We start from the raw sequence: 25,339 nt of genomic DNA, 5'->3' as shown, positions 1-25,339 counted from the left end.
GCTTGATGTCGCGCACTTTAGCTCGGCGTACATTCAACTCAGTAATTTCTTTGCCTTCGCCGTCACGAATAGGGAAAAGCAATTTAATTTTGCGATAGAGATTAATTTCTTTGGTTAGTTCAGACATAAAAAAACTCCTTAGTGGTTGTTAGATTTCACTAAGGAGTTTAATTAAATTGCGGTTAAATTGATTTTAAACCAGTTTAAAGATTTACTGACCAATATTGGTGCGGTATTTGCGCAATACATCTTCGCCATTAACGCGCAGGATATTAGCAAACGCATCATAGAACAAGATTTCTTTACCATCCACCATTTGCTTAATAGAATGGATTTGGAAACTGTCTTGATGTTCGGTTGCCTCTTTATTTTTTAGGCTACCACCTGTGGTTTTATTAAAACTCACATTCATCACCGTAACCATTGGCACTTCAGCCTCTAAGCCGCGCGAACTGAAGACCTGCAAGTTGGACCGCACCATTAATTGCACGTTTTTAAACGGATTATAAGCACGTGCGCGCACTTCAGGATAAAAGCTATCCCAAGTAACCTCACCTTCTAAGGCGTTCATGCCAGCTGGCAATTTAATTGTACCAATAAGCCCCAAACCTTTATGTTCAATTTGTTCGAATTCAATGTCTGGCAACTTGAACTCTTTGGCTTTACCCAATAAGGAGTTGCCATCCATATAAACATTGGCGTTGACGATTTGATTAATTGTAGTACTCATTTATCACTCCTATTTTTGTGATACCAAATTGACCAGATATTTACGGGTCATCACCGATTTATTGGTAATGCGCTCCCCAGGGATTTTTGGAGTGTAGTCATAAACCAATGGGATTTGTCCCTCACTAAAGGCATTGACGAGATCATATTCATGGTCAAGTCCGACACTATAACCCACCAACGATTTTTGCGAACGCAGGAAGGTATCCAAGGTTTCGATAAAACTATCAATTAAGGCATCATCAATCGGTTTATCAATGTATTGCAATTCGGCTTGACGAATACTTTCGTCGATAATATCACCTGTGCGTGATGCCACCTCAAAATTGCTAATATGAGTGACCGTTGGGTAATTAGATGAACGGTTACCTGTATCGAAGATACCGAAAATATCTGCTGTATCAGAGGTGAATTCGCCTGCTCGGAAAATTTCGATCAGTTCCACGCTTACTCCTATAAGCAATTCGCTTTAATAAAGTTTAGCGTAGCGAAAAAATGATGAGAATAATTTTAAAGCACTTTAAAGATTAGTCTGTTTCTTTACTGCTTTTTAAAATTCCAGTTAAAGTGGAAAGTGGGATAGCGTTAAAATGGCGTTAAAATGGATTAAATGGCGTTTAAATTTTTTTAGATGATAAATTACAACATAACTCCACTGAGAGCGATTGTGGCGTTATTTTAATAATTATTCATTAGCGCACAAGTTGATTAATTTGTCGTTGCAAAAGTTCGGTGGCTTTTTGTAATAATTTCTCGCCATCTTGTTGATTAATGCCAAGCCAAGGACGTGCAGGAATAGTTACTTTATGTCCTTGTCCTGCTTTACCACCAAATTGGTGCAGTCGTGCGTATGGCATTTCCGAACCAAACTCTACACCGCGATCATCAAAATTATAAGCCAGCCGATCAGCAAGATTACCATCTTGGCGCAAAATCTTACGGCTTTTACCGCGTTTTGCTTTGGCAACCAATGTTTTCGGCGCAAGTGGCTGCCATTTTTTGCCATCAGGATCAACTTCTAACTTAAAGCGTTCAGTGTGGATTTTCTTTAAGGTTTCACCGAGCACACCGTAGAGCTTTCGAGGGTGTTTGAGTTGCAATGCTATACGCTCAAGCTGAGCTTGGGCTTGGCTGTCTTTGAGTGTAATTTTGATCATAGTTGATGATCTCCGTAGCTTGAATTAATGACTTAATTATGTATAAACAAACGCTTATTGTTGATTAAAAAATCGTTTGGGCGTATATTTAACTTACTCACAGGGGGTTTCCTACTGGAAAGGTTACGCTGTAAAAGGGGTATTATCCTGTTCGAATCAGGCAAACCTGTGAGTTAATCTAAATTCCCCCATAATAACTCAAAGTCGTATAATGCGGTTTTATCCTTAAATATACTCCCAGTCGTCACCATATTAATTTTAGCCATTTGCTTTTTACCGCTTAGTTTGTCTTTCAATCTGACTTCATAGTCCATTTTGATTGCCACTTTTCCTTTGTCGGTTTCATAAACAAAGAGTAAGGTATCAAGGTTTTTTGCTGGATTTTCAAAACCCTCTTTCGGTTGTAATAAAATCGCTTTTGGCTGACGCAATTTCTCAGGCAACTGTTGCCAAAATTCTAATGGTAACGCAATGCTTTCGTTTTGTTTAAGCTCTCGCAATCCATGCAATACATCTTTATCTCGTACTGCAATAACCGCACTTTGCGGCGATTTATCAAGTGCAGTTAATTTTTCGATGACTTTTTCAGGTAGTACGCCGACGTATTTCATCTCGCCACGTGCAACTTTTTCAAAGCTGACGCGCTGCACCATTGCCGACATTGATTGGTTTAACATCGCCACAGTTGCAGGATATTTTATCATCACATCTTTAATCAATAGACTGGCGAACTGCGGTGTAGAATTAGCGAGTTTTTGAAAGAGTACCTTGTCAATTTCCGCATTTCGCCCAGCAGTGAGTCTGTCAAAATCATGGGGTACAAACCCCACATCATAACCTTTCGGCAAATTCACTATACGTGGATTGCCAGCACGTACGCCTACCCATTTTTCTTGATATTCAATTTCCACTGGAGGACTGACAGTTTTGCCCATGTTTTTTAAATCTGCTTCATCATGGGCAATGACGGTGCAATGGCAGCCATAAGCTTTGATTGGGTAGTAATATTTCCAAAATGGATCGCTCGCAGGACGAATGGTGCCATCTAAATCAACGTGTGCTTGGCGAGGATGGGCATTGTCATTGTGTTGATATTCCCAATAAGGTAGCACATCAGCTAGTTCTAAATGCTGTTTGAGGCGACCGCGGTTGTATGCCCCATAAACATTGGTGTCGTAAATAATACGTGTGCGCCAATTACGTCCGCCTTTGTATTGCCAACCTGTGTTGTCCACAATCTCGTCAAAGTCTTTGCGAAATTGTGACAAAGTGGCGCCTTGTTCTATGGCGTTATCAACAGCCTGCCTAAAAGCGTCCACGATTTCATTACGATTTGCACCTGCGACCACGAAAAAATAATCATGCTCTTCGCCTTGAATATCGAGGTAGCTTTCTGTTGGCAGGTTTATTTTCTTGGCAAAATAACGCGCTTGCTCTTGGAATTGAAATGTCATTTTTGCTCCTCAATCACCGCATATCGACCTGCTAACTCTGCGACGGTTGATGCCCACGCTAACACTTCTGCGTATTCCACGAAGCTGAGTTCAGGGATCAGGCTATCCAGTTGATGGCGAAAATCCTCCAAACTATCTGCTTGCTGAAGTCTATCTTGGATAGCTTGCATCCAATTTTCCACATAGGGTTCGCCTTCTAACTCAAGCTGTTCTACGATACCGTCTGCAATATTGGGTGGTAGTTGGGGTTCGTTAAATTGTGCGGACTTTTGCACCGCACTTTCAGATGAGAGTACAATATCACCTTGTTCAAAACCGTAGGTCCGCGCGAGATATTGTTCGGTAAATTGCACGCCCATACAGCAATGAATTTAGTAGTATTAATTAACCTCACAGTATAAATAAAGCCTTTCGTTATTTATCGAAAGGCTTTAATTTTAATTATTTCTAATAGCTATTATTGTTTTTTAATGCCATGAATTTTGACTGCTACACGTCTATCTGGTTGTAAACAAGCTGTTAATGCTTTTGTGGCTTTTTCGCCAACGCAATCCTTAGTTAAAGGCATTGTTTCACCTGCACTTTCAACGCTCATTGGCACAGCTATTTGTTTATCTGCTAAATACTGTTTTACTGTATTTGCTCGTTTTAACCCCAACTCATAGTTATATTTTTCACTACCTAAACGATCTGTATGACCAACTAAGTGAATATTCTCTACTTTCGCATAGCCTGAGGTTAATTTATCTGCTAATTGATCTAATTCTACTTTTCCTTTTGGTAATAAATCTTTTACATCTGATTTATCAAAGCGGAATAATGCATCTGCGGATAAATTCACTTCTTCAGTCTGTACTGGAGGACACCAGCTATGCTCTACATCTTTTAATTGTGAACAAGCCGTTAAGCTTAACAATGCACAAGATAATAAGGTTAATTTTACATTTTTCATATTTCTTTCCTTATTTGATAAAGGGAAGATAAAACCTCCCTTTACCTCATCAAATTACCAGTTATATTTAATACCTAAAGAACCACGATATCCATCACGTCTTTGATGTTTAGAGAAACTACCTTCATAGTGAGCATCTAAATAAACGTAAGCTTTTTGAGCAACTGGATATTGCACTCCAACACCTGCATCCCACCAAGTTTTTGCATATTTTTCACGTAACTTATCTTGTCCGATTTGAACAGACTTCATATTAGTGAAATCATGCAATATATTTGCTGTTACATAGAATGTTTTCGTTCTATTATCTTCTGTTGGTGCGTTGTATGCTAAACGAACTCCAGCGCGACCTCTCAAGCCAAATGTATCGCCTTGATCAACTTTTTTACCTTGTTCATCAGTAAAGCGTTTTAAATCAAGATATTGTGCAATTAATTGTGCTTGTGGCTCAATTAACCAGCCGCCTTCTGTTTTACCTCTTTCACCTAATGCATAAGGGCGACCAACTTCAGCAGAAAGTAAGTAGCTCATACCTTTATTTTTCGCACTAACGTTATTTCGAGAAGTATATTTATTATTGATAAATGAAACTTGACCAACTAAATCAACATAACTGCCATTTGCTGCATAACGAGTATGAGTCAAACCAAAGCTCCAAGATTTAGATTTACCTGAACCAGTAAATTTATCATCAACAAGTTTTGCATTCACTCTTCTTTCATCATCAAAGAAGTTCGTTTTCGCTTGTGTATATGTTGCGTAAACACCAGTTAAACGATGACCGTTCTCTGCAGTACGTTGTACAGCAAAATCATGCCCAAGTTGAACACCAAATAAATTTGTATCAAAATTTAACCGCACTTTTCCATCAGCTTCTAAGTGCGAACCAAAAACTCTTGCCCAACTTTGTCCTTTTACATCACTTCCACAACGGCTGCAATCATCCCAAGCTAATGTCTGATTTTCACCACGACGCGTATGCAATGTTGCAATCGAAGCATAACCCTGTTCTAAGTTTACGCGAGGCATTTGTACATAACCTGAAACAGATTGCGCATAAATAGGGGTTGGTTTCGGTTGTGGTTTCGGCTCAGGTTTAGGTTCTGGCTTCATCCCTGGTTTAGGCGTTGGCTCAGGTTCTGGCTTCGGCTCAGGTTTAGCATCTGGCTGCGGTTCAGGTTCTGGCTCAGGCGGAATAGGATTTACCGCAGTAATGGTCCAATAATACTCACGTACCATTTTGCCGTCTTTTTCCACAGTTCGTTCTGCTAACTGTAATTCTCCAGCACCCGTTGTTTGTGCTGTTCCTTCAAAGGCATGGTTATTACCTGCACTAAGATCATGTACACGAACAACAACTTCACTGTTTTTATGTAAATCTGCTGCAATAGAACCAATAGAGCCATCAATTACGTTTTCTGCACTACCGTCAGCTTTAACCGTAACAACATTAGTTCTTCCAGAAGCAGCCCCTTTAATTTCAAATAAATCCGATTTAGAATTTTCACCATTCTCACCGCCTGGCGAATTCCATTCCGTATTCACTTTTAAGGTTGCACCAGCAGCACCTGCATAATTGCCTTCAAGGGTTAACACATCATTGTATCTATCATTCGCTAAGGTAATCACCCCACCGTTTTTCAAAATACCATCTGTATTTGTACCATCACTAGTTAAACGGACTGTATATTCAGCACGATTTAGAGGACCTTTTGCTGCTAAATCTTGAGCAGCCACTAAATTTGCAGTAGCGGTCTCTATTGTTTTTTGTTTTCTAACATTAAATTTCTCTACAGACTCATACCAAGCTCTTTCCATATTATTAGCTTTATTTAATGCATCTTGTGCAGCAGCAACGCTATCATCTAGCTCTGCTTGTGTTAAAGAAGACATTTTAGACGCATCTAATACACCGCCATTATTTAGATTTACACTATTTGCAGTACTAATGTTATCGCCTTTTTTCTTTAATTCCCAAGTGGCGTCATCCACATTCATAATTAAAGAAGACGATAATTCTTTATGCACTAATCCCACAACTTTTGCTTTCTTTTCAATGTTAGCAGTTAGGCTAGAAGAATTATCTTTTTGTCCTTGCACTTCAATTAACCAACCTTTATCTGCGGCAGTTGCTAAGGATTTATCACCTGTTAAGGTAAATGTCGCATTTTGAACATTAAAAGAGCCTGAATTTAGCTGCGATGAAAATTTAGAGGCATACCCAAAACTTTCATCTCTCACTTGTTCCGCTTTGACTTTAACTAAACTAGCATTCTCTGAATTTGTTTGCAGTTTTGTATTATTCAAAATAACAGATTGATCAATGCCATTCTCATTACGGGAGGCTTTAATTTCTCCCAAAATAGTTTCCGCTTGTAATTGATAATCTTGCGTATCAAAAACAATCGCAGAGTTGCCTGAATGAATTAAAGATTGTTCTTCCGTTTTCTCCCCGGTTACTTTCAATTGAGAAGAGTTACCAAATAAACGAATAGCAGCAGAATCTTTTGTCTCCGTGGTATCCACCACTAATTTGCCATTAGCAATTACTGAAGAACCTTTCTCACCAACAACAGTGCCACCATCAAAAGGTTTACCAATTTTAATACCCGCCGAGTTAATACCATTCGCTGACACCTTAATTTCTGTATCGCCATTAAATGTTGCTTTCGAACCATGGCCTGAAATATACAGACCAACTAAATAATCACCCGCTTTAGCTACACTGCTATCCGTCACATTAATATTAACCTTACCATTTGAGGTAAACTCAGGTATAGCACCATCAGTTCTATAAATTTTTAAGCCTGATAATTGATGACCGAAAATAGCCGTTGCTGAAACCCAGCCACTACCTACAGTTCTTCTTGAGTATTTAGTATTAGGCGTATTAGTGACATTGATTTCCGCATTTTCTACGGTTAATAAGGATTTATCCGCACTACTACCTCCAGCATAATTATAGCCAACGGCAACGCCATATCCTGCATTAGAATCTGCGGGTACTGAATATGCTTCAGTCTCACTCGCCAAAACAGCATTGACTAATAAATCTTTGATTTGTGTATCTGACTTAGATCTAACAATGATACCTTTTGGGCGATTATGAAGATTTGTTCCGACTGGTTGGTAATTGATGGAAACTTTGCCGTTTGCAATTAAATTACCATTAGTAATATCAAAACCTCTTGGTTCTGATTCATTTCCAGTTTGTAAGTTTAAAGTAAGAGGATCATTCAATGTTGCGGTTGCTGCATTACCGATACTAATTGCAGAACCGCCATTAACTGAAAGATCTCTCACGCCACCAACTAATGTTGTATCAGTAGTAATTGACTCAGGATTACTCGGTGCTGCACTAACAGAACTAATGACACTTGCAGTAAGTAACACAGCTCCCGCTGAAACTTTTCCAGCTCGTTTAGCTAATTCAGAACAAGCCACATAAGTTTGTGTTGCTACACACCATTTTGATTTGAAAATTTTATTCATGGAAAATCTCCTTTATCGATCATATTTCTGCTTAATTATAATACAAATAAAGATCAATTAACGAACAGATTTTTGTTAATAAATGTAAAGACATGAATAAAGTAGGGATTTAAAAACAAAAAGTTTGAGTGTTTTGCTGAACTAGAGCGTACTATTCACGAATACGTGCATTACTACAACAATGAGCGTATTCAAGTGAAATTAAAAGGACTAAATCCCGTACAATACAGAACTCAGTCCTTCAATTAAATCAGTCTAACTTTTTTGGGGCAGATCAAAAGATAAGCCTTTTCAATACTATGGACGACTAATTTGAAATAGCCTTTGGCTGTTTGGCTTCTTTTTCAAACTCTTCAAATTTTTTTCCGTCTGGTAAAAGCCATTCAGAAGGTTTTAGTAATTCCTTTTTGATGTTTATCTGCTCTAACCAAGAGTAAAGTGATTGGAATGCCTTACTATCTTCCTCATAGTTATTTTTAAATCTCCCATTACCTAATATGCGAACAGCATCAAAATTACCGATATAGACTACTTCACCTTGCTTAATACTAAACTCAAACGGCTCTTTTGGCTTTTCGGCAGGCTTCCCTTGCGTACGAATAAATTCCCAAGAAGTGAATTTATAATTTCCTTCAGGTAATTCAAATGCACGAAAGAATTTTCGCACTCCTCTTTTCTTTAATGAAAAGAGTTCATCCCAATCATTTACAACTAAAACAGTCTTTTTATTATTTATATCTTCTATAGTAAAAGAGATTCCTGTCGCAGTAAAAAGAGCTCGATCAGTCACTGCTAGGAGAAGAACCCCTTTCTCTTGAAGATTTGGTTTTCCATATTTTGAGATTCCATTTGTTGTAGAACAGGCACTTAGCACTAAACTCAAAAATACAGAAAAAAGTAGGAAAATTTTTCTAATCATAATCTTTACTCTCCGATTAAAGAAAGACAGTCCATTCTAAATGAGCTGCCTCTATCTTATTTAATAATTACAACGCTTCAATCGCTTGATACTGCTGTTGCAGTTTTTCCAAGCCTTCAGCGTATTCCGCCATTTTGGCGCGTTCTTTGTCGATGACTGCTGGTGGGGCTTTGGCGACAAAGGCTTCGTTGGCGAGTTTGTTTTCAATACGTTGGATTTCGCCTTGGTATTTTTCAATCTCTTTATTCAAACGAGCCAGTTCTGCGTCTTTGTTGATGAAACCTGCCATTGGCACAAGCACTTCGGCGTTACCCACTAATTTCGCTACGGAAAGTGGGGCGGTGGCGCCAGCGTCGAGTGCGTTCACACTGTCGAGTTTCGCCATTGCCTGCAACAAGCGGTGGTTTTCTGCCAAGATTTTACGATCTGCGTCGGTGATGTTGCGAACGAGTAAATCTAGCGGTTTGCTTGGAGCGATGTTGCTTTCGGCACGAATGTTACGCACGGCGACGATGATTTCTTTCAACCATTCGATTTGTGCCACCGCTTCATCGTCCACAAGGCTTGCGTCAAATTTCGGGAATGGTTGCAACATAATGGTGTCGCCTTCCACGCCTGCAAAGCCTTTCACTTTCTGCCAAATTTCTTCGGTGATGAACGGGATCACTGGGTGAGCTAAACGCAATAATTTTTCCAACACGTTCACCAGCGTAAAGCACGCACCGCGTTTTTGTGCATCCGAACCGTTGGCGAAGACTGGTTTGGTAAGTTCCAAATACCAGTCGCAGAATTGGTTCCACGTGAATTCGTAAAGGGTGTTCGCTGCCAAGTCGAAACGGTATTGCGAAAGGGCGGTACGGAAGGTTTGCACGGCGTTGTTAAATTCTGCTTGGATCCAACGATCCGCCAAGCTGAACGCTTTTTCGCCTTCGCCTAATTCTAAGTTGTTGATATTCATCAGGGTAAAACGGCTAGCGTTCCACAATTTGTTGCAGAAATTGCGGTAACCTTCCAAACGTTTCATATCCCAGTTGATGTCACGACCGTTGCTCGCCAACGCAGCCAACGTGAAACGCAATGCGTCCGTACCGTGAGCAGAAATGCCGTCTGCAAATTCTTTGCGTGTGGCTTTGGCGATTTTTTCCGCTAATTGCGGCTGCATCATATTGCCCGTGCGTTTTTCAAGCAGATCTTCAAGGCTGATGCCGTCGATCATATCGATCGGATCCAACACGTTACCTTTCGATTTGGACATTTTCTGCCCGTTTTCATCACGAATTAGCCCCGTGACATACACAGTTTTGAACGGCACTTGCGGCTTGCCATTTTCGTCTTTGATGAAGTGCATCGTAAACATAATCATACGCGCAACCCAGAAGAAAATGATGTCAAAGCCCGTGATCAACACATCCGTTGGGTGGAACATTTTTAGATCCTTGGTTTGCTCCGGCCAGCCAAGAGTGGAGAACGTCCACAAGCCTGATGAGAACCAAGTATCCAACACGTCTTCATCTTGTTTTAACACTAAATCCGCAGGCAAGTTGTGTTTCGCACGCACTTCCGCTTCATCACGCGCCACATACACATTGCCTTGCTCGTCATACCACGCAGGAATGCGGTGCCCCCACCAAAGTTGGCGAGAAATACACCAGTCTTGAATATCACGCATCCAAGAGAAGTAGAGATTTTCATACTGTTTCGGCACGAATTGAATTTCGCCATCTTCCACCGCTTTCACCGCCACTTCCGCCAGCGGTTTCACGCTCACATACCATTGGTCAGTAAGCATTGGCTCAATTGGCACGCCACCACGGTCGCCATAAGGCACTTTCAAATCGTGCGGTTTGATTTCCTCTAACAAGCCAAGGGCTTCAAAATCCGCCACAATTTTCTTACGCGCCGCAAAACGCTCTAAGCCTTGATAATCCGCTGGAATAAGTGCGGTGTAATTCTCAAGAATTTTACCGTCTGAACCGACGATTTCCGCTTCCGCACGAATATCGGCGTTCAGTGTCATCACATTGACCATTGGCAAGCTATGGCGTTTGCCCACTTCGTAGTCGTTGAAATCGTGGGCAGGGGTAATTTTTACCACGCCCGTACCAAATTCACGATCCACATAATCATCGGCAATAATTGGAATTTCACGATTGGCTAACGGCAACACCACGGTTTTACCGATAAGTGATTGATAACGTTCATCTTCTGGATGAACCGCCACCGCCGTATCGCCCAACATTGTTTCAGGACGCGTGGTCGCCACCACTAAATAATCCTTGCCGTCTGCGGTTTTCGCGCCATTTGCCAACGGATAGCGGAAGTGCCAAAGTGAACCTTTGCTCTCTTTGTTTTCCACCTCCAAATCAGAGATCGCCGTGTGAAGTTTTGGATCCCAGTTCACAAGGCGTTTGCCACGATAGATCAAGCCTTCTTCGTGCAAACGTACAAACACTTCTTTCACCGCATTGGACAAACCTTCGTCCATTGTGAAACGCTCACGATCCCAGTCAATTGAGTTACCCAAACGGCGAATTTGTTGGCTGATCGTACCGCCTGAATAAGCTTTCCAGTCCCAAATTTTTTCGATGAACGCTTCACGCCCATAATCGTGGCGAGTTTTGCCTTCTTCCGCAGCAATTTTACGTTCCACCACCATTTGGGTGGCAATCCCAGCGTGGTCAGTCCCTGCCTGCCACAAGGTATTATTACCTTCCATACGGTTAAAACGGATCAGCGTATCCATTAAAGTCTGCTGGAAAGCATGCCCCATATGCAATGAACCCGTCACATTCGGAGGCGGAATGGCAATGCAATAACTTGGCTTAGTGGTATCTTCCGACGGTTTAAAATAACCGCTCTCTTCCCAGTGTTTATACAGGGCTTGTTCTACTGCTGACGCATCAAAACGGTCAGCCATTTCAAAGGTTTTTGTCATTGGTTTTTCTCTTGATCTTTATTTTCAAAATCTAAAATTGTAGGGTAAACCCAAATATTTATTGCATCTTCTGCAAGTTGTCACCCCGCTAGCGCTCGTGTCCACACGAGTGCTTTTCTAGTCAAAATTACAGCACTCGTCAAAGACGAGCGCTATCTATTTACATCGCTGACAACGGATCACAATGTTGAAAATTTTTGCACTTTATTTCTCAAATCTGCCTCTTGTAGCCATTTGCGTTAATTTTAAAAGTAGTCCAACGAGCTAAATCCGCTCAAGAATACTCAACATTTCATCAGGCAAATAGGCTTTTACTTGTTGTTTTAGAGAGTCTGGCACGCCGTAAAAGGCTTCGGCAATGGATCCTGTAATCGCTGCCAATGTATCGGAATCACCTCCTAAGGAAATCGATAATCTCAACGCTTGTTCAAAATTTTCGCTTTCCAAAAACGCGATGATAGCAGGCGGCACAGAGCCTTGACAACTCACATCAAAGGTGTAATTTGGGCGAATTTCATCGCAAGTACTGTTTAAATTATAGCCAAATAGCTCAATAAATTGCTTAATTGCCGCTTTGTTTTCGCCTTTACGAGCCAAGAAAATGGCGGAAGCAACAGCTTGTGCCCCTTTAATTCCTTCTGGGTGGTTGTGGGTAATGTCTGCGGAGCGTTTGGCGTATTCCAACACGCTTTCCATATCCTCACACAACCAGCCCACCGCTGAAACTCGCATCGCGGAACCATTGCCCCAGCTATTATAAGGTTGTGGTTCAAAACGGGGGTTTAGCCAACGGCAAAACATTCCACCATAGCCCGCATTGCGGTATTTGTTGCCCCATTTCCGTACTGTATCAGGCAAATCAAGTTGAAAGCCACTCAATGCCCATTCTGAAATAGCGACGGTACACACCGTATCATCAGTAAACTTGCTAGCAGGGGTAAAGAGTTCAAAATCTGTGCCTTTGTAGTTATTCCACTCAAAACGAGAGCCGATAATATCGCCGATTGCTGCACCTAACATAGTTATTCTCCTAAATGTTGTTTATAAATTATGGCTATTCAAATAATGCTAATGTCAGTATAAACAACTGGTGCGACAGGTTGTGTCTCATGACATCTATTTCTATTAATTTCAGGATAAAAATCGACCTTAGAACTTAAATGCAAATTCTTTGTTTAAATCAGAATAACCTATCATTTAAACAACATCAGGGGCAATTGCCCCTGTATCACTTAGTTAAGCTTATTTCAATACTGCTAAAGCGGCTTCGTAGTTTGGTTCTTGTTTAATTTCTGGCACTAATTCGCTATGTAGCACGTTATTATTTTCATCTAACACGATCACTGCGCGTGCAGTTAATCCAGTTAATGGGCCCGTTACCATATCCACACCTAATTGTGCATGAACTGCTTTGTTGCGGAATGAAGATAAGGTTAATGCGTTTTCAATACCTTCTGCACCACAGAAACGTGCTTGAGCAAATGGTAAATCCGCAGAAATGCATAACACAACGGTATTGGTTAAATTTGCGGCTTGTTGATTAAACATACGAACTGAAGCTGCGCAAATGCCTGTATCAATACTTGGGAAAATGTTTAATACTTTGCGTTTACCCGCAAAATCCGCTAATGCCACATCCGCTAATTCATTATTCACTAATACAAAGTTTGCAACTGTTTCACTTGCTTTTGGGAAGTTACCCGCTACTTCTACTGGGTTGCCTGCTAATGTAATTTGACTCATAAGTTTGTCCTCATAATAAAAATAAAATCCCCGTTCCCACCCATTTTTATTCAGATCAACACAGGGTTGTTACAATACAAAGTATGTGTACCATGTCACTTGTACGGAGCAAAAGTTGTTCAGAAAAAAATGAACTGCTCTTCGTTCTCGTAATGGTGTTTTTTGTGTTCGCCTCTGAATAAAAATACCTAAAATTTCACCGCACTTTATTCAGATTAGATCTCGTATTGCCAGTTAGCCTGTTGCACTAAAACATCTAACTCGCGGTGTTGTTTCGCAAGTTGATCCGCTTGCTTGCGAATAGCCTTAATGTCCACCGAAGCCAAGGTTTTAATTTCACTGCGACTATAACGATCTTGCTCTGGTAACGCTGACTCAGCTAAACGAATTAAGGTTGAATGTTCTTCTTTTAATCGATCACGTTTGGCCAAAGCTTGTAACATTGTTAAACCATTGGATAGGCTAATTGTTTGATTTGCTTGGTTAATTTTCACCACTAAAGTTTCCAAACTATCCGCAGTTTGTCGATATTCTGCCAATAATTCCATTGGATTTTCCGCAGGAGTTTCGCCTTCTTGGTGCTTCGCATTTTGTTGTAATCGTTGTTGAAGCTGTGCTAAACGACGTTGTGCATCTGCACGTTCCATTAATGCTTCTGCTAATTTCATATAAATCCTTATTTCGTACTCTGTTCTGTCGATAATTGCCAACCCTGTTGTCTGAGTTGTTTATAACGTTCTCGCGCCAATACTTTTTGTTGTTCATCAGCGGGAACAAAATCAATGAGTTGGTTAAAACTATTAATAAAATCCGGCAATTCTCGTTGTAATAAAATGAGCACATCTCGACGCTGTGCATTACGTTTGCCTTTCCAGCTAATTTCAATCGGTGTGGCATAATTTGTCACTTCACCTGAAAGATTGTGTGGCACAAATTGCTCGGGTTCTCGCTGCCACAAAGCTTCATCTAAACGCAATGCTTGTTGCTCTGTTTCACAAGCGATTAATACTCGCTTGCCTGCTCGCCATATTTCAGCGGACAAATCGCAAGCAAGCGCTTCATCAGGCGAAAGTTCGCCTTGATATTCTGTGGAAGAGAGAAGATAAAATGTTGCTTGCTTAGCCATGCGACTTTCCGTTGAATAAGAAACTGATCTGCGAGATTCTAACTAAGAATGAGGCAAAAATAAAGGTTTTACTTGTACTTAGGCAAAAATCACAATAGACTACCACCACTTCATAAAGTGGGTAAATTTACCCGCACTTTTTAGATAAAAAATTCTCATACATATGTTAGTTTCTGATTTTTATTTTGACTTACCCGATGAACTGATTGCTCGCTACCCAAAAACAGAGCGTAGTTCTAGCCGATTGCTACATTTGGATGGCAAAAACGGTGAATTTTTTCACCGCACTTTTACCGATATTCTTGATCTTATCGACGCTGGTGACTTGTTAATTTTTAACAACACACGAGTGATTCCTGCGCGTATGTTTGGTCGTAAAGCCAGTGGCGGAAAAATTGAAGTGTTGGTAGAGCGCGTATTAACCGAAAGCACCTTTCTCGCGCATATTCGCTCAAGCAAAGCGCCTAAAGTGGATAGTGAATTATATTTGGGCGAAGATAAATTAGGCGAAGGCAAAGGAATCAAAGCCATTATGCGAGGGCGACAAGATGCCTTATTCGAAGTGGAAATTGTGGATAAATCCACCGCACTTTTAGATTTATTACAGCAAATCGGGCATATGCCATTGCCTCCCTATATTGATCGTCCAGATGAAGACAGCGATCAAGAACGCTATCAAACCGTTTATAACAAAGTACCGGGCGCTGTTGCTGCACCAACCGCTGGTTTACATTTTGATGATGCGCTATTAGAAAAGCTCAAAAATAAAGGAGTAAATTTTGCTTTCGTCACCTTACATGTTGGCGCTGGCACGTTCCAACCTGTTCGAGTGGAAAAAATTGAAGATCATCATATGCACGCCGAATATGTTGAAGTGAGTCAAGATGTGGTAGATGCGATTTTAGCAACTAAAGCCGCAGACAAGCGTGTTATTGCTGTAGGCACAACTTCTGTTCGTTCTATCGAAAGTGCAGCTTTAGCAGCAGAAGAAAAAGGCTCAAATGAATTAATTACGCCTTTTTTTGCTGACACGTCTATTTTTATTTATCCAGGTAAAAAATTCCGCGTTATTGATTGCTTAATCACCAACTTCCACTTACCTGAAAGTACGTTGATTATGTTAGTTTCCGCCTTTGCTGGCTATGAAAATGTGATGAACGCTTATAAAAGTGCGGTGGAAAATCGCTATCGTTTTTTCAGTTATGGCGATGCGATGTTCATCACTAAATAATATGTAAAAATTTAAATTAATTTCGTTGAACTGTTTATTCGACAAAAGGAAAATACATGAAATTTAACCTAAAAACCACGAGTGGCACAGCTCGTCGTGGAGAAATGATTTTTAAACGCCCACAAGGCGAATTTTCGGTACAAACGCCCGCCTTTATGCCTGTTGGTACTTATGGCACTGTAAAAGGCATGACGCCTGAAGAAGTACGAGCCACTGGTGCAGAAATTCTATTGGGTAACACTTTCCATTTATGGCTCCGCCCAGGGCAAGAAGTGATGCGTAAACATGGGGATTTACATGATTTTATGCAATGGCATCGTCCAATTCTAACGGACTCTGGCGGCTTTCAGGTATTCAGCTTAGGTAAACTACGTAAAATTAAAGAAGAAGGGGTCCATTTCCAAAATCCAATTAATGGCGAACGTATTTTCCTATCGCCTGAAAAATCTATGGAAATTCAATATGATTTGGGTTCCGATATTGTGATGATTTTCGACGAATGTACACCTTATCCTGCTACATTTGATTATGCTAAAAATTCAATGGAAATGTCATTGCGTTGGGCACAGCGTAGCCGTAATCGTTTTGATGAATTAGGTAATCAAAATGCGCTATTTGGTATCGTACAAGGCGGCACTTACGAAGAATTACGCAAAATTTCGGTAGAAGGTTTGGTCAATATTGGCTTTGATGGCTATGCTGTCGGCGGTTTAGCTGTGGGCGAACCTAAAGAAGAAATGCACCGTATTTTAGAATTTGTTACTCCATTATTACCACAAGACAAACCACGCTATTTAATGGGCGTGGGCAAGCCTGAAGATTTAGTGGAAGGCGTACGTCGTGGCATTGATATGTTCGATTGCGTTATGCCAACCCGTAATGCACGTAATGGACATCTATTTGTCAGCGATGGCATTGTAAAAATCCGCAATGCCAAATATAAAGATGACACCACAGCCTTAGATCCGGAATGTGATTGTTATACCTGTAAAAATTACACCAAAGCTTATTTATACCATTTAGATAAGTGCGGTGAAATTTTAGGTGCAAGATTAAATACCATTCACAATTTGCGTTACTACCAACGTTTAATGGAACAAATTCGTACAGCGATTGAACAAGATCGTTTTGAACAATTTGTAACAGAATTTTATGCCAAAATTGGCAAAGAGGTTCCGCCATTACAACAGGAATTAGCCAATGATTAATTTAGCACCTGAACAATTTGCTAGCTGGGAGCAACCGATTGATATGCTTTATGCTTGCCATAATCGAGTAAAGAGTTTCTGTCGCCAATTAGCGATTTTGCCAGAATATTTACAGAAAAATGGTGTTAATCAAGCTGTAAAAAATGATGTTCAGCAAATTCTGACCTATTTTAATGTGGCTGCTCCGCTGCATCATGATGATGAAGAAAAAGATTTTTTCCCTGCGCTATTGAAATATGCACCTCAAGCACAGAAAAATATTGATGAATTGGAAAGCCAACACATTGTGTTACACAAGAATTGGGATAATCTTTCCATTCAATTGCAAAAATTATTGGATGATGAAATCAGCCATATTGAGCCAGAACTGATTCTTCAATTTATTTCAGGTTATGATGTACATATTGCCTTAGAAGAACCCTTGTTCGCTTTAGGTCAACAACATATCCCTGCGGAAGAATTAACGACTATGGGTCAAATCATGGCAAATCGTCGTAAAATTTAATGGAATATCAGATAGATCTCCGTCAATACCATTGCCCTCTGCCACTGTTTATGGTGCAAAAGGCAATGGAGCAATTGGAATCAAAAGCGATATTATGTGTCATCCTAAACCACACAAGTGCGGTGCAAGATTTTAAAGTTTTATGCGATAGGAAAGATTATCGCTGGATTTCTTGTCAGAAATTAACCGCACTTGGATGGCAAATCAAGCTACAAAAGCCTTAGCTTTTCCCTTGATTTTGTGGTATTTTAGCCACCTCAATTTTTATTTATCAACTTTATCAACTAAAAGGAAATTATCATGGACGCACAACAAGGCAGCCCAATGTTAACTGTGATTATGCTTGTCGCATTTGGTTTAATCTTCTATTTTATGATTTACCGCCCACAAGCGAAACGTAACAAAGAGCACAAAGCGTTAATGGAATCATTAAACAAAGGCTCTGAAGTTTTAACTTCAGGTGGTTTAATCGGCAAAATCACAAAACTAGCAGATGATGAAGTAGTGATTGCATTAAACCCAACAACCGAAGTAACAATCAAACGTAACTTTATCGTTGCAGTATTGCCAAAAGGTTCAATCAAATCTCTTTAATTCCAATGAAGGTTATTAACTTATGTTAAACCGTTTTCCTTTATGGAAGAATCTAATGGTGATCCTCGTGATCGCCATTGGTGCTTTATATGCGCTTCCAAATATTTATGGCGAAGATCCTGCGGTACAGATTTCTGGCGTTCGCGGACAACAAGCCAACGAAACCACATTAAACGATATTCAACATCTACTTAACGCCAACCAAATTGAACCAAAATCATTGTTATTAGAAAATGGATCAATCTTAGCGCGTTTCCACGACACCACAGCGCAATTACTTGCTAAAGATAAAATTGCTGAAAAATTAGGAAATAGCTACTCTACTGCCCTAAACCTTGCGCCATCAACACCTGAATGGTTAAGAAATATTGGTGGTAATCCAATGAAATGGGGCTTAGACTTGCGTGGTGGTGTTCGCTTCTTAATGGAAGTAGATATGAATACTGCGCTTGGCAAACGCCAAGAGCAATTACAAGATAGTTTACGTACTGAGTTACGCAAAGAAAAATTGCAATATTCTGCTATTAAAGCAGGGGAAAATTTCAGTACGCTTGTGACTATCATTAATCCTGAAAAAGTCTTTGCAGCACAACAATTCTTACGTAAACAACATCCTGAATTAGAAATAAATAAAGTCTCTGATAACACCATTTCTTTAAGCCTTTCTGAAGCAGGATTAAACACCTCTCGTGATAATGCAATTGAGCAAAACCTCAGTATTTTACGTAAACGTGTTGAAGAATTAGGTGTGGCAGAAGCTGTTATTCAACGTCAAGGTGCTGAACGTATTGTTGTTGAATTACCAGGTATTCAAGATACCGCACGTGCAAAAGAAATCTTAGGTGCAACTGCAACCTTAGAATTCCGCATTGTAAATGGCAATGTTAGCCCTGAAGCACTCTCTCGCGGCGTTGTGCCATCAGATACTGAAATTAAATTTAACCGAAACGGTCAGCCTGTTGCCCTTTATCGTAAAACCGAATTAGGTGGTGAACATATTACCAATGCAACAGCGGGTATTGACCAACAAACTTCTACCCCTCAAGTGAGTATTACTCTTGACAGCGAGGGGGGGAACATTATGGCAGATATCACTCGTTTGAATTATAAAAAACCAATGGCAACCTTATATGTAGAATATAAGGACAATGGTAACAAAGACGAAAATGGTAAAGTCATCTTAGAAAAACATGAAGAAGTCGTGAATGTGGCGACAATTCAAGGGATCTTCGGTAGTAAATTCCAAATTACAGGTATTGATAGCCTAGCTGAAGCACAAAACCTTTCTGTTTTATTACGTTCTGGTGCTTTAACTGCCCCTATTCAAATTGTTGAAGAACGTACTGTTGGACCTTCATTAGGGGCTCAAAACGTTGAACAAGGCTTAAAAGCAGGTCTTTGGGGCTTGGCTATCGTTATTGTCTTCTGTTTAATTTTCTATAAATTATTTGGTTTAGTAGCAAGCCTTGCTCTTTGCGTCAATATGATTTTGGTAGTAGGTTTAATGTCACTTCTTCCAGGCGCAACCTTAACCATGCCAGGTATTGCAGGGATTATTCTTTCTGTGGGTATGTCCGTCGATGCAAACGTATTGATCTTCGAACGTATAAAAGAAGAAATCCGTAATGGAAGACCAATACAGCAAGCGATTCATGAAGGATATAATGGTGCTTGGACATCAATTTTTGATGCTAACCTCACAACAATCCTCACCTCAATTGTACTCTATGCGGTAGGAACTGGTCCTGTGAAAGGCTTTGCGATTACACTTTCATTAGGGGTTGCAATTTCTATGTTCACAGCAATCACTGGAACCCGTATGCTAGTCAACTGGTTATACGGCGGTAAACGTGTTGAGAAATTATCCATTTAGCAAGGAGAGAAATTGTGAGCTCAATTAAATCAAAACATGAATACCAAGGTGTTTCCTTGCCATTCCCATTAATTCGCTTTATGAGATACCGTAAATTCGGTTACATTTTCTCATTATTGATAACCAGTTTCTTCCTGTTTACTATTTTTACAAAAGGGTTTAACTGGGGGCTTGATTTTACTGGTGGTATGGTGGTTGATACCCATTTTTCACAAGCAGTAAATCTTGACAATATTCGCTCAAGCTTAGTGGAAAATAATATTACTGGTGCATTAGTGCAAACATCAGGCTCAACAAGTGATGTTATTATTCGCTTGCCGACGTCTACAAGTGATGCACAAATGAGCAGTAAAATTAAAGAAATTATGACCGCACTTGATCCTAATATTCAAATCAGAGCGGTTGAATTTGTAGGTCCAAATGTAGGGGAAGAACTGACTCAAGGAGCTACTTATGCGATGTTAGCAACCCTTGTGATGCTACTTGCGTATATTGGGATGCGGTTTGAAGTGCGCTTAGGCGCAGGTGGTATTTTAGCACTCGCCCACGACGTGATCGTTACATTAGGTATTTTCTCTTTCCTACAAATCGAAATGGATCTGAGCTTCGTTGCTGCGATTCTGACGGTTGTGGGTTACTCGCTCAATGATAGTATCGTTGTATTTGACCGCGTACGTGAAAACTTCCGTAAAATTCGCCGTATGAGTAGTGAAGAAATCATTGATATTTCTTTAACGCAAACCTTAGCGAGAACAATGATTACTTCGGTAACCACGTTATTCGTGGTATTCGCCTTGCTCTTTTTCGGTGGTCCAACAATTTATAGCTTCTCATTAGCCTTATTAATTGGTATTGGATTTGGTACCTATTCATCGATTTTCGTTGCGATTGCAGTTGCATTTGATCTCGGCTTAAAACGTGAACATATGCAAATCAAAATTAATGAAAAAGAAGATTGGGAAGAAGGTTTCTAAATACACAAAACACAAAAAACGCCACAATAAAATGTGGCGTTTTTTATTGAAAAATTTGAACAAAGTGCGGTGAATTTCCTTCTATTTTATATATCATTTAAATAATATCGTTTCAGTATTAAATAACACTTACTAACTCATTAGTGGTATGCTAGAATCGATACTCGAATGATGGTATTTTATACATAACCTCATTTGGCGGGGATATCATCAAGATATCCCTTTTTTATTTTGTTGGAGGGAATATATGATGGCTCAAGCAAAAAATCATATTGAAGTAAAACTCGGATTTAAGTGGCAAGGTTTACTCATCGCCATTTTAGTGGGATTGGCGATTTGGTTTTGCCCAACTCCTGAAAATTTATCACCTAAAGCATGGGGAATGTTAGCTTTATTCGTTGCAACCATTGTTGCAATTATTGCGAAAGCGATGCCTATGGGGGCTGCTACTCTCGTCGCTTTAGTGGTAAGTGGTTTAACGGGATTAACACCACTTTCAGCCAAACAAGGCGATGTTGGTATGCTTTCAGGCTTTGCCAATGGTACTATCTGGTTAATTGGTATTGCCATGTTTTTATCACGTGCCGTCATAAAAACAGGCTTAGGGAAACGCATTGCACTCTATTTCGTAGCTCGTTTTGGTAAAAAAATGATGGGTGTTGCCTATGGTATCGCCTTAGCCGATGTAATTATCGGACCTGGTATTCCGTCAGCATCTGCTCGTGGGGGCGGTATTATGTACCCTATCATGCAATCCATTGCTGATGCTTACGATTCAAAACCTGGCCCAACGGCTCGCCGCGCAGGTGCATTTTTAGCAATCGCTGTATCACAAATTGATACCATAGTTTGTACTATGTTCTTAACCGCTATGGCAGGAAACCCGCTTATTGCCGAACTAGCCAAAGGGCAAGGCGTTAATATTTCTTGGATGACTTGGTTCTTAGGTGCCATTGTTCCAGGTATTGTGAGTTTAATTGTCTTGCCTTATTTTGTGTATCTGATTTATCCACCAGAACTCAAAAACACGCCAAAAATGGCAGAAATGGCAAAAGAAGAACTCAAAAATATGGGACCTATGAGTAAAGCAGAAATCATCCTTGCTTTAGATTTCGTTTTACTTTTATTCCTTTGGACTGTTGGTGATCTTGTTTTCCATATTCCAGCTACAGTTTCTGCCTTTATTGGCTTAGTCATTTTATTATTTACTAATATCATGACGTGGAAAAACATTGTCGAAGAAACAACCGCTTGGGATACTATGTTCTGGTTTGCTGTATTAGTTATGATGGCAAATGCATTGAATAAATACGGTGCAATTGCGTGGGTGTCAAACCATATCGCAAATTCAGTAGGAACATTTAGCTGGCCTATTGCATTCTCTATTTTGGTACTGGTTTATTTTTATACCCGTTACTTCTTCGCCTCTGCTATGGCGCATATTTCAGCGATGTATTTAGCCTTCTTGGCAGCTGCTATCGCAGTAGGGACACCACCAATTATTGCGGCAATTGGTCTAGGTTATACTTCTACGTTATCAATGAGCTTAACACAATATGCTGGCGGTCCAGGGCCTGCATTATATGGTTCAGGTTACAACAGCACTGGGCAATGGTGGGGAGTAAGCTTCGCAGCTTCAATTGTCTCACTCATTATTTGGTTTGGTGTTGGCGGTATTTGGATGAAAATGTTAGGTTGGTGGTAATTCCATCTCCCAATAATCAACAAGGCAAAGTTTAATCACTTTGCCTTTATTTTTGCTTAAAAGTGCGGTGGATTTTCTGCTATTTTTATTCGTTATGTTTATGCTTTTCTAACCAGTAGAATAATCCCAAACAACTTAATAATAAAATCAGTGCTGTAACTGCACTTTCATCACCACGATAGCTGCCTAATTGTTGATAAAGCAAATAAGGCAGTGAACTAAAGTCTTGATTACCAAATAATGCGATCGCCGTAAAATCGCCCAGAGACAGACAACAAGCAAGTGCAAAAGCATATTTCATTGGTGCCGATAAACTGTGCCATTCAATTAATTTGAAACGTTGCCACCCCGTAATGCCTAATGACTGACAAAGTTTTTCATAATGGCTCAGATTATATTTCATTGGGCTTGCGAGAATACGAATTACAAAAGGCAATGCCATCACAGAATTACAAAAGATCAGTAAAATAAAGAGATGAATTCGGGTAAAGTCCCATTCTCTTAACCATAAGAACAGTCCCATAGCGAGCAATAACATTGGAATCGCTAAAATTGCCAAACTAAAATGGATCATTCCATCAGAAAATCGTTGAAATCCTAACCAATATAATCGTCTTGACGCTAGCAATAATGATATTGCCATAACAACAGATGCCAGCGCGGATAAAGGAGCGATACTCATTGAATAAGTGACTGCTTTCCATAACGCGACTTGTTTCCATGCAGTCAAAATCGCCTCAGATGAAACCGCACTAATCACAATATTCATTAAGGGTAAAAGTAAAAATAAGCTCGTGATGAATATCAATGTAATCTGCCAGTATTGTACCCATTTTGATTGGTGCGCAACCCAATAGCTACGTTGGCTTAGTTGTGTTTCTGCTGTTGGGCTAAACCAACTGCTTAATAAAAATAATAGGATACAAAAAACAAATTGTAATAATGCAAATTGCACCGCTTTGGGTAAATCAAAATCAAATATGATCGCTTGATAAATAGCGACTTCTAATGTGGTGTACTTAGGTCCACCGCCCAATACAAGTACAATAGCGAAACTGGTAAAACACAGCATAAAAATCATAATAAATACGGGCAATATTTGTTGTTTTAAATAGGGAAGTTCAATCCAACGAATAAATTGCCAACCGCGTAAATTGATCTGTGCTGCAAGCTGATGTTGTTGATAAGGAATTGATTGATATGCTTGCAAAAACAATCGGGTTGCTAAAGGAATATTAAAAAATAAATGCGCAATCAGAATCCCTGTCAAACCATAGATAGAAGGCGTCCAACTAAAAGCGAATTGTTTACTTAATCCGCCTAACCAACCAGATGCACCATAAACACCAAGGATACCGAAAATAGCAACGAGTGAAGGTAATACAAAGGTCAATGAAAATAATCTGAGTAAGACACTTTTGCCCTTAAAACTTTGATAGAAAAAAGCGCGGGCAAATAGTAATCCAATAATCAGAGATAACAAAGCTGATAATGAGGCTTGAGTTAAGCTAAAAGAGATAACTTGATAAATATAAGGATCTTGCCATACACCTTGCAAAACGTTGTCGCCAACTTGCCAAACCGCGCGCAAGCTAGAAAAATAAACAGACAATAAAATAGATAAAACGATCAAGGCAGCAATATAATGCTGCCAAGATAAACGCGGTAAATTTTGTTTAACGGCAATCTTTATTGACTTAAAATCGATTGCCATGCCGATGTCCATTGCTTAATGTTTTGCTCTGTTACTTTTTCTGTATTCAGGCTTTTCACCTTAAACTGTTGTTGTTTTAATGCATCAAAATGTGGCTCTACTTCTGTTGCAATCACAGAAAGCATGACATTTTTCTGACTAATCTCTTTTTGTGCTGCTGGTGATAGGACAAATTGGATAAATTGATCCGCACATGGATTATCATGCCTTGCAATTTTCGCCATAGTATCCACTTGATACAAAGCTCCTTCACTAAAATCAGTGGCAACATATTGATCAGTTTTATCATTAAGCACATGGTAAATTGGCGAAGTATTGTGACTAAATACTAGATCTGATTCACCTTTGAGGAATACACCGTAAGTTTCGCTCCAACCTTTACCCACTGTTACCGTATGTTTCGCTAAGTTTTTCCAAGCTTGTTCAATTTTATCTGCGGGATAAACCACATTCATCCAAGCTAATAAACCACGCCCCATACTGCTAGTACGAGGATCTTGATAAATGATGCGCAAGTCCTGACGCTCAACTAATTCTTGCAAACTTTTTGGTGGATTTTTCAATTTGTTCTTATCATAAATAAAGGCAAATTGACCAAACTCATAAGGAACAAAAGTTTGATCTTGCCAATCAAATGGTAGTGAAAGTGCGGTTAAATCTACTGATGTTTTTGCAAATAATCCTGTTTTTTGTGCAGCTTCCATTTGGAAATTATCCAACCCTAACACAACGTCCGCTTTGGTTTTCTTTCCTTCTAAACGAAGACGATTTAATAAAGTATTTCGGCTATCGAACACTTGATAATTCACTGAACATTGTGGGAATTGTTTTTCAAACAATTGTTTCACTTCTCCACCCGGTCCCCATTCAGAACCAAAAAACTCTTCAGAATACACATTGACAGTGGTGCTATTAGCAAGTACAGAAGTGGAAAATAAAGAAAGTGCGGTGATAAAACCATATGTTTTGTTAGACATAAAAAATCCTCTAATCAAAAATTAAAGGAATTTAAGTGCGGTCAAATTTTG

Annotated in this window: 21 protein-coding genes and 3 pseudogenes; 9 read left to right on the top strand and 15 right to left on the bottom strand. The window is 39.8% G+C overall.

Translation table 11 applies throughout. The features are described 5' to 3' along the window. Positions 1 to 211: 211 nt before the first annotated feature. From ACT2CV_RS08520 to ACT2CV_RS08490, 7 genes and pseudogenes are all read right to left on the bottom strand, one after another. On the bottom strand, positions 212 to 730 hold the full coding sequence (locus tag ACT2CV_RS08520) for a phage major tail tube protein (protein WP_464972402.1): 519 nt from the start codon (positions 728 to 730) through the stop codon (positions 212 to 214). 9 nt (positions 731 to 739) lie between these two features. Then, positions 740 to 1,099, bottom strand: a pseudogene (locus tag ACT2CV_RS08515) (phage tail sheath family protein); the annotation flags it as partial. Between the two features lie 322 nt (positions 1,100 to 1,421). Continuing rightward, complete coding sequence (locus tag ACT2CV_RS08510) at positions 1,422 to 1,886, bottom strand: phage virion morphogenesis protein (protein ID WP_464972401.1); 465 nt, start codon at positions 1,884 to 1,886, stop codon at positions 1,422 to 1,424. Positions 1,887 to 2,059: 173 nt separating this feature from the next. Beyond that, the gene (locus ACT2CV_RS08505; RefSeq protein ID WP_464972400.1) at positions 2,060 to 3,340 is read right to left on the bottom strand and encodes a phage head morphogenesis protein; all 1,281 of its coding nucleotides are present in this window, start codon (positions 3,338 to 3,340) and stop codon (positions 2,060 to 2,062) included. Continuing rightward, a pseudogene (locus ACT2CV_RS08500) lies at positions 3,337 to 3,699 on the bottom strand (DUF935 domain-containing protein); the annotation flags it as partial. The pseudogene ACT2CV_RS08500 and the gene ACT2CV_RS08505, both read right to left, overlap by 4 nt. 98 nt (positions 3,700 to 3,797) lie before the next feature. Then, a complete protein-coding gene (locus tag ACT2CV_RS08495; RefSeq protein ID WP_464972399.1) occupies positions 3,798 to 4,292 on the bottom strand; it encodes an OmpA family protein in 495 nt (164 codons plus the stop codon). A gap of 54 nt (positions 4,293 to 4,346) precedes the next feature. Then, entirely contained in the window at positions 4,347 to 7,784 is a 3,438-nt protein-coding gene (locus ACT2CV_RS08490; protein WP_464972398.1) for an autotransporter outer membrane beta-barrel domain-containing protein, read from the bottom strand. A 117-nt stretch (positions 7,785 to 7,901) separates the two neighbouring features. On the opposite strand from ACT2CV_RS08490, the pseudogene ACT2CV_RS08485 reads away from it, so the two are divergent. Further along, positions 7,902 to 8,033 (top strand): annotated as a pseudogene (locus ACT2CV_RS08485) (IS3 family transposase); the annotation flags it as partial. Positions 8,034 to 8,091: 58 nt separating this feature from the next. On the opposite strand, the gene ACT2CV_RS08480 reads toward ACT2CV_RS08485, so the two are convergent. The 6 genes from ACT2CV_RS08480 to ACT2CV_RS08455 all read right to left on the bottom strand — a co-directional run bounded on the left by ACT2CV_RS08480 (position 8,092) and on the right by ACT2CV_RS08455 (position 14,507). Beyond that, positions 8,092 to 8,703, bottom strand: coding sequence for a hypothetical protein (locus tag ACT2CV_RS08480; RefSeq protein WP_464972397.1), 612 nt, complete (start codon positions 8,701 to 8,703; stop codon positions 8,092 to 8,094). Between the two features lie 67 nt (positions 8,704 to 8,770). Next, positions 8,771 to 11,638 (bottom strand): valine--tRNA ligase, encoded by a 2,868-nt coding sequence (locus ACT2CV_RS08475; RefSeq protein WP_464972396.1) that lies wholly within the window; start codon positions 11,636 to 11,638, stop codon positions 8,771 to 8,773. A 264-nt stretch (positions 11,639 to 11,902) separates the two neighbouring features. Then, positions 11,903 to 12,658, bottom strand: coding sequence for an ADP-ribosylglycohydrolase family protein (locus ACT2CV_RS08470; protein WP_464972395.1), 756 nt, complete (start codon positions 12,656 to 12,658; stop codon positions 11,903 to 11,905). A gap of 222 nt (positions 12,659 to 12,880) precedes the next feature. Next, positions 12,881 to 13,381, bottom strand: coding sequence for a thiol peroxidase (gene tpx, locus ACT2CV_RS08465; RefSeq protein ID WP_464972394.1), 501 nt, complete (start codon positions 13,379 to 13,381; stop codon positions 12,881 to 12,883). A 215-nt stretch (positions 13,382 to 13,596) separates the two neighbouring features. Then, the gene (locus ACT2CV_RS08460; RefSeq protein WP_464972393.1) at positions 13,597 to 14,049 is read right to left on the bottom strand and encodes a DIP1984 family protein; all 453 of its coding nucleotides are present in this window, start codon (positions 14,047 to 14,049) and stop codon (positions 13,597 to 13,599) included. A gap of 8 nt (positions 14,050 to 14,057) precedes the next feature. Further along, on the bottom strand, positions 14,058 to 14,507 hold the full coding sequence (locus ACT2CV_RS08455) for a DNA polymerase III subunit chi (RefSeq protein WP_464972392.1): 450 nt from the start codon (positions 14,505 to 14,507) through the stop codon (positions 14,058 to 14,060). A 163-nt stretch (positions 14,508 to 14,670) separates the two neighbouring features. Between ACT2CV_RS08455 and queA the strand changes: the two genes are divergently transcribed. The 8 genes from queA (at position 14,671) to ACT2CV_RS08415 (ending at position 22,597) form a co-directional block, all read left to right on the top strand. Then, complete coding sequence (gene queA, locus ACT2CV_RS08450) at positions 14,671 to 15,738, top strand: tRNA preQ1(34) S-adenosylmethionine ribosyltransferase-isomerase QueA (RefSeq protein WP_464972391.1); 1,068 nt, start codon at positions 14,671 to 14,673, stop codon at positions 15,736 to 15,738. A gap of 56 nt (positions 15,739 to 15,794) precedes the next feature. Continuing rightward, complete coding sequence (tgt, locus tag ACT2CV_RS08445; protein ID WP_464972390.1) at positions 15,795 to 16,946, top strand: tRNA guanosine(34) transglycosylase Tgt; 1,152 nt, start codon at positions 15,795 to 15,797, stop codon at positions 16,944 to 16,946. Beyond that, a complete protein-coding gene (locus tag ACT2CV_RS08440; RefSeq protein ID WP_464972389.1) occupies positions 16,939 to 17,451 on the top strand; it encodes a hemerythrin domain-containing protein in 513 nt (170 codons plus the stop codon). Before tgt ends, ACT2CV_RS08440 begins: the two co-directional genes overlap by 8 nt. After that, on the top strand, positions 17,451 to 17,675 hold the full coding sequence (locus ACT2CV_RS08435; RefSeq protein ID WP_464972388.1) for a sulfurtransferase TusA family protein: 225 nt from the start codon (positions 17,451 to 17,453) through the stop codon (positions 17,673 to 17,675). The genes ACT2CV_RS08440 and ACT2CV_RS08435 overlap by 1 nt, the downstream gene beginning before the upstream one ends. A 76-nt stretch (positions 17,676 to 17,751) precedes the next feature. After that, positions 17,752 to 18,045, top strand: a complete 294-nt coding sequence (gene yajC / locus ACT2CV_RS08430; RefSeq protein WP_464972387.1) for a preprotein translocase subunit YajC — start codon at positions 17,752 to 17,754, stop codon at positions 18,043 to 18,045. 22 nt (positions 18,046 to 18,067) lie between these two features. Then, the gene (gene secD, locus ACT2CV_RS08425; RefSeq protein ID WP_464972386.1) at positions 18,068 to 19,918 is read left to right on the top strand and encodes a protein translocase subunit SecD; all 1,851 of its coding nucleotides are present in this window, start codon (positions 18,068 to 18,070) and stop codon (positions 19,916 to 19,918) included. A gap of 80 nt (positions 19,919 to 19,998) precedes the next feature. Continuing rightward, on the top strand, positions 19,999 to 20,892 hold the full coding sequence (gene secF, locus ACT2CV_RS08420) for a protein translocase subunit SecF (RefSeq protein ID WP_464974002.1): 894 nt from the start codon (positions 19,999 to 20,001) through the stop codon (positions 20,890 to 20,892). Positions 20,893 to 21,139: 247 nt separating this feature from the next. Then, positions 21,140 to 22,597, top strand: a complete 1,458-nt coding sequence (locus tag ACT2CV_RS08415; RefSeq protein ID WP_464972385.1) for a DASS family sodium-coupled anion symporter — start codon at positions 21,140 to 21,142, stop codon at positions 22,595 to 22,597. Between the two features lie 85 nt (positions 22,598 to 22,682). Here ACT2CV_RS08415 and thiP read toward each other — a convergent pair whose 3' ends face one another. Both thiP and thiB read right to left on the bottom strand, forming a co-directional pair. After that, positions 22,683 to 24,311 carry a thiamine/thiamine pyrophosphate ABC transporter permease ThiP gene (thiP, locus tag ACT2CV_RS08410; protein WP_464972384.1) on the bottom strand — a complete coding sequence of 543 codons (1,629 nt, stop codon included), beginning with the start codon at positions 24,309 to 24,311 and terminating at the stop codon, positions 22,683 to 22,685. Beyond that, positions 24,287 to 25,288, bottom strand: coding sequence for a thiamine ABC transporter substrate binding subunit (thiB, locus tag ACT2CV_RS08405; RefSeq protein ID WP_464972383.1), 1,002 nt, complete (start codon positions 25,286 to 25,288; stop codon positions 24,287 to 24,289). Before thiB ends, thiP begins: the two co-directional genes overlap by 25 nt. Between the last annotated feature and the right edge of the window lie 51 nt (positions 25,289 to 25,339).

The organism is Reella acinonychis (genome assembly GCF_052384575.1).
Taxonomy (GTDB): domain Bacteria; phylum Pseudomonadota; class Gammaproteobacteria; order Enterobacterales; family Pasteurellaceae; genus JBQSUQ01.
Note: the sequence above shows the minus strand (reverse complement) of the source record. Positions and strands in the feature narration are given on the sequence as shown.